Source organism: Hyphomicrobium sp. (assembly GCF_036833075.1).
GTDB lineage: Bacteria > Pseudomonadota > Alphaproteobacteria > Rhizobiales > Hyphomicrobiaceae > Hyphomicrobium_C.
On the sequence record NZ_DAITQL010000146.1, the window covers coordinates 1 to 4,303 of the forward strand.

Annotated in this window: 4 protein-coding genes; 1 reads left to right on the forward strand and 3 read right to left on the reverse strand. The window is 59.6% G+C overall.

The window, feature by feature from the left end; all coding sequences use genetic code 11:
• The 3 genes from V7082_RS21350 to V7082_RS21360 form a co-directional block, all read right to left on the reverse strand.
• On the reverse strand, positions 1 to 353 hold a 353-nt coding region (locus tag V7082_RS21350), incomplete at its 3' end, for a hypothetical protein (RefSeq protein ID WP_334151691.1).
• 366 nt (positions 354 to 719) lie between these two features.
• Positions 720 to 1,961 carry a cyclopropane-fatty-acyl-phospholipid synthase family protein gene (locus V7082_RS21355; protein ID WP_324539128.1) on the reverse strand — a complete coding sequence of 414 codons (1,242 nt, stop codon included), beginning with the start codon at positions 1,959 to 1,961 and terminating at the stop codon, positions 720 to 722.
• Position 1,962: 1 nt separating this feature from the next.
• A complete protein-coding gene (locus V7082_RS21360) occupies positions 1,963 to 3,792 on the reverse strand; it encodes a DUF3141 domain-containing protein (protein ID WP_442909839.1) in 1,830 nt (609 codons plus the stop codon).
• Positions 3,793 to 4,068: 276 nt separating this feature from the next.
• On the opposite strand from V7082_RS21360, the gene V7082_RS21365 reads away from it, so the two are divergent.
• Positions 4,069 to 4,303 (forward strand): MerR family transcriptional regulator (locus tag V7082_RS21365; protein WP_334151692.1); only part of this gene is annotated, 235 nt, incomplete at its 3' end.

Here is a 4,303-nt window from a genome sequence, read left to right on the forward strand (position 1 = left end):
ACCGACAGAGCGCTCTGTCCCCGCATCCAATCGACAAAGGCATAGATCACGACAAAGAGAGGCAAGAGCGAGACCAGGATTTCGATCATCGAGTGCGTAACGCCACCGCGCGGCTGGGCCAGCACAGCGCGCGCCTGCAGCGCGACGTAAATCAGTGCAATGACGCCCACCCACGAGACGTGCCACATCGCGGCATCCACCGTTTCGAGCTGCGGCGAATGCCCCCACCAGAGCGTGTACCAGAGCAGTCCGGCAAAAACGATAGGCGCACCGTGATTGAGGAGAAATCCATTTGTGGCGTGCAGGGCTCGCCGCAAGGGCGCACTGCTGGCTCCAGCTTCAATCCCCGTCATTGACGATTCCTCATAGCTTTTGATGGAGCCGGCTCAATGGCCTGCCTCATCTTCCGGCGCCCGATGCGCTGCAGCAGCTCCATGCCTTCTACTGCCACCGCAGCAGCCCGACCCGCGGCCCGACTGAGGTGTGTGTTCCTGCCTGCGATCACCCGCTAAAGTGGATTGCGTTCTCGCTGCCGGGTCGGTTCCGAGATCCTTGGCGTGTTCGTCACCACAACAAGACCCGTGGGCCTTGCTGTCATGGGACGCCTGTTGGTTTGCGACCGTGATCTTCGACATATCCAGTCTCCTATTGTCGGTAGCTTCGTCATTGGTTGCGATCGATCCGTGCATATCCCGCGTTGTTTCCCCCGAGACCAGCATTCACTCTGCGGCGACCTGACTACAATCCTTGGCCCTGAGCGCCGCCTCCCGTTGGGTGACGTAGTTGCGTGTTAGAGGAACGGCGTCCTGACGCCTCGCGAGTTGAATCTGAAAGACCATGAGACCGCTGTGCCGGAAACTGCACTCCGATGCCGCTAGATAGAATTCCCATAGTCGGCAAAAGCGTTCGCCATAGAGCGCCTTCGCGTCCTCGCGCCGCGCGAGAAAGCGCCCCCGCCACGCCCTCAACGTCTCTGCGTAGTGAAGGCGGAGAATTTCGATATCGGTGACAACCAGACCAGCGCGCTCTATTGCGGGAAGCACCTCGGAGAGCGCGGGGATATAGCCCCCAGGAAAAACGTGCTTGGCAATCCAGGGATTGGTGGAACTAGGCCCGTCCATCCGTCCGATCGAATGCAGCAGCATAACGCCATCGTTGGCGAGACGCCGTGCCGCGTTGTCGAAAAAGGCATTGTAGTAACCGACACCGACATGCTCGAACATGCCGACGGAGACGATTCGGTCGAACCGCTCCGGCACGGTCCGGTAGTCCTGCAGGCGGAACTTCGCTCGTGTCGCTAGGTTGCGCTGCTTCGCGCGCAGTCTTGCGATCTTCAGTTGCTCTTCAGAGAGCGTGATTCCAATGACCTCCGCATCGCAGAATTCGGCGAGGTAGAGGGCGAGCCCGCCCCAGCCGCAACCGATGTCGAGAACACTCTGACCCGGCTCCGTGAGAAGCTTGGCGGCGATATGGCGTTTCTTGGCGAGCTGTGCGTCTTCGAGGCTCTGACCGGTTTGCTCGAAATACGCGCAAGAATACTGCCGATCAGCGTCAAGGAAGAGATCGTAGAGCCGGTCGTCAAAATCATAGTGATGCGCAACGTTGCGCTTTGCGCGCTGCCTGCCATTGCGTTGCTCGATCCGCCTCAGCGCGGTGCGGAACGTGGTGAGCGCTTTTGCAAGCCCGGGCGGCTCGTGCACGGTCAGATTCGACGACGCCAGTTCGAGCACGTCGTAGATTGAGCCTCGCGTGACGACGATACGGCTGTCGGTGAAGAGCTCGCCGAAAGCAAGGGCCGGATTGAGGAGGAGCTGGCGCTCCGCTGCTCGATCAGAAAAGCGGATCGCGACGAGGGAACCAGTTCCATCGCCAATTCTGAAACGCTCACCGTCAGCCGCCTCGACTTCAAGTGTACCCTTTTGGATGATCCGCTTTAGAAACGCGCGCAACACAGAGGCCATGTCACTCACCGTAGATGTTCGTGAACATTCGCTCTTGGGCTGCGTCGCGAAGCCGGCGTGCGGTTTCCCAAAAGGCAGAAATCTCGGCGATCAGCTTTCGCTCCTGCGCCATCAGCGGATGATCGTCCCGGACGGCGTGACGATCCTTGGCCACCGCGTCTGCGAGCACGGCGAAGGCTCCCATCCAGGGCGTGAAACGCTCCGACCAGAGATAGGTTCTCATACGCATGGGATGGAGCCACTGCGTCGACTGCGCGAGCCAGGGATTGGCGATGGCCTTCACCCATGGGCTTACGAAGGTGCGATAGAGAGTCTCGTTGAACTCGGAGACCTCGCGCACACGCTCGAACGCCCGGCGCGGATAGTCGAAGTGAAGGTCCTCGACATTGCGCGCCTCGAATCGCACGGCGTACTGATCCCGCTCACAATCTGGATCTCCGGTGGGATTCTCGATCTTCATCTCATAGAGGCCAGGCTCGAGCGCCTCAATATCGCCGAGACTCTCGAGGATCGCTCGATGCTCGAAACGGGCCACGCTGGCGGAGACAAAGATGCCGAGATGTCCAACGTGCGGATTGGTCAGATAGACGATGCGCTGTCCCGCCGCCTTGAGGGCATCGGTCGTCTTGTAGACTGAGGGCACCCATCCGAGCGCCTGATGCGGCGGCGTGATGTTGTCGCCGTATGAGGCAAAGATCACGAGCGGGTTCTTGATGCTCGTAAGATCGATCGTGCAATGGTCGTCGACCCGGACTTGGCCCTGCTCCAGCTTGTTGCCGACGAACAAGTCTTCGACGATCGAGACCATCTCCTCGCCGCTCAGGCGATAGAAGCCGTTCCACCAGCGCTCGAAGTCAAGGAAGCGGTCGCTTTCACTGTCAATCTTGGTGAAGAGGTTGGCGTACTTGTCCCAAGCTGCGTTGCCGGGTTTGAGCGCCTCGAAATTCTGAACAAGCCAGGCGCCATCAAACCGGTCTTGGTTGAGATCGGCCAGGAAGTGCGTCAGCCAAGCGCCGCCGACGAGGCCCCCTGCCAGTCGCATTGGGTTTGCGCGGGCCTCGCCCCCCCAATAAGAGAGTGGCGAGCCATTGAGCACCACGGGCCCGGTCAAACCTTCGCAATGCGCTGAAAGAAGCGTCGCTGCCCAACCGGCCTGGCAATTGCCATAGAGCACCGGCGCTTTGCCGTCATGGCGACCCGACACGGCCTCGACAAATTGGCGCAGCGCGGCGAGCACGTCGGCAAGCGTCTGGTGCGGAGAAGGCTCGGGGAAAAAGACGACGAAATAAACCGGGTGGCCGGTATGAAGGGCCACGCCAACCTCGGAGTCGCGCTTGAAGCCACCAATGCCAGGACCATGCCCCGCCCTTGGATCGAGGACAATGACCGGAGGCTTTTCCGGATCGACGCAATCGTCCCAGCAATCGTCACCTACTTCCGTAATACGCAAGAGGGCATAGTTTGCCGGGCGCTCGAACGTGCGTGCATCACGCAGCATCTCGTACTTGAAGTTGATCAGCGGCGGCAGCCCCGCTGTCTCGTGCTCAAGCATGTTATTGGCGCGTCGGCGCAGCACGTCGAAGAAAAGGATCGTTCGCTCCAGGATGTCGCGCTGGTAATCAAGCACCTCGAATGGAGAGGGAATGGTCCCCATCTCCAGTGCTGTTGTTGCAGCAGAAGGCACGTTGTTGTGGGCTTCCTTCTGGCTCCGCGTTGGTTCGCTCTGACGCAACGGTGTCGTTGAACGCGGCGAAGATGCCTTCGCCGACGCGCCGCCCGCATGGGCGGTGACCGGTGGGTCGATCAAAGGCGATTGCATTGCTGCGGTCATGAAACTCTCCGTCCAATCGAGCCTTAGGAAAACCCGTTCAGCAGATCTATCAGATGACAGACGATCGCGCGGGGGCGTGCTTGAGTAAAATCTGCACTAGAGCTTGGCTTTTCCGGTTGATCTGGCTCAACGTTGAGGGAACTCGCAATCTCGTCACCATGACAATGGGTAGGATCATAAGCGAATTGCCCACCTTGGCCCTCACTACGCATTAGCTTGTGAAACGCTAAAGGTTCCAGCTGCTGGAAGGTCAAGCGCTGAACGGAGATTTATATTATGGTTCAAATTGGCGATGCCGCGAGGCTCACTGGCGTCCCGGCCAAGCTCATCCGGTACTATGAGAGTGCGGGGTTGCTAAGCCCCTCTCGAAGGCAGGGGAATGGTTACCGGATCTTCGACGAGCGGAACCTGCACGAGTTGCGGTTCATCAAGCGCGCCCGCACCCTCGGCTTTCCAATCAAGCAGATCGATCTGCTGCTCGGTCTCTGGCGCAACAAGAAGCGGTCGAGCC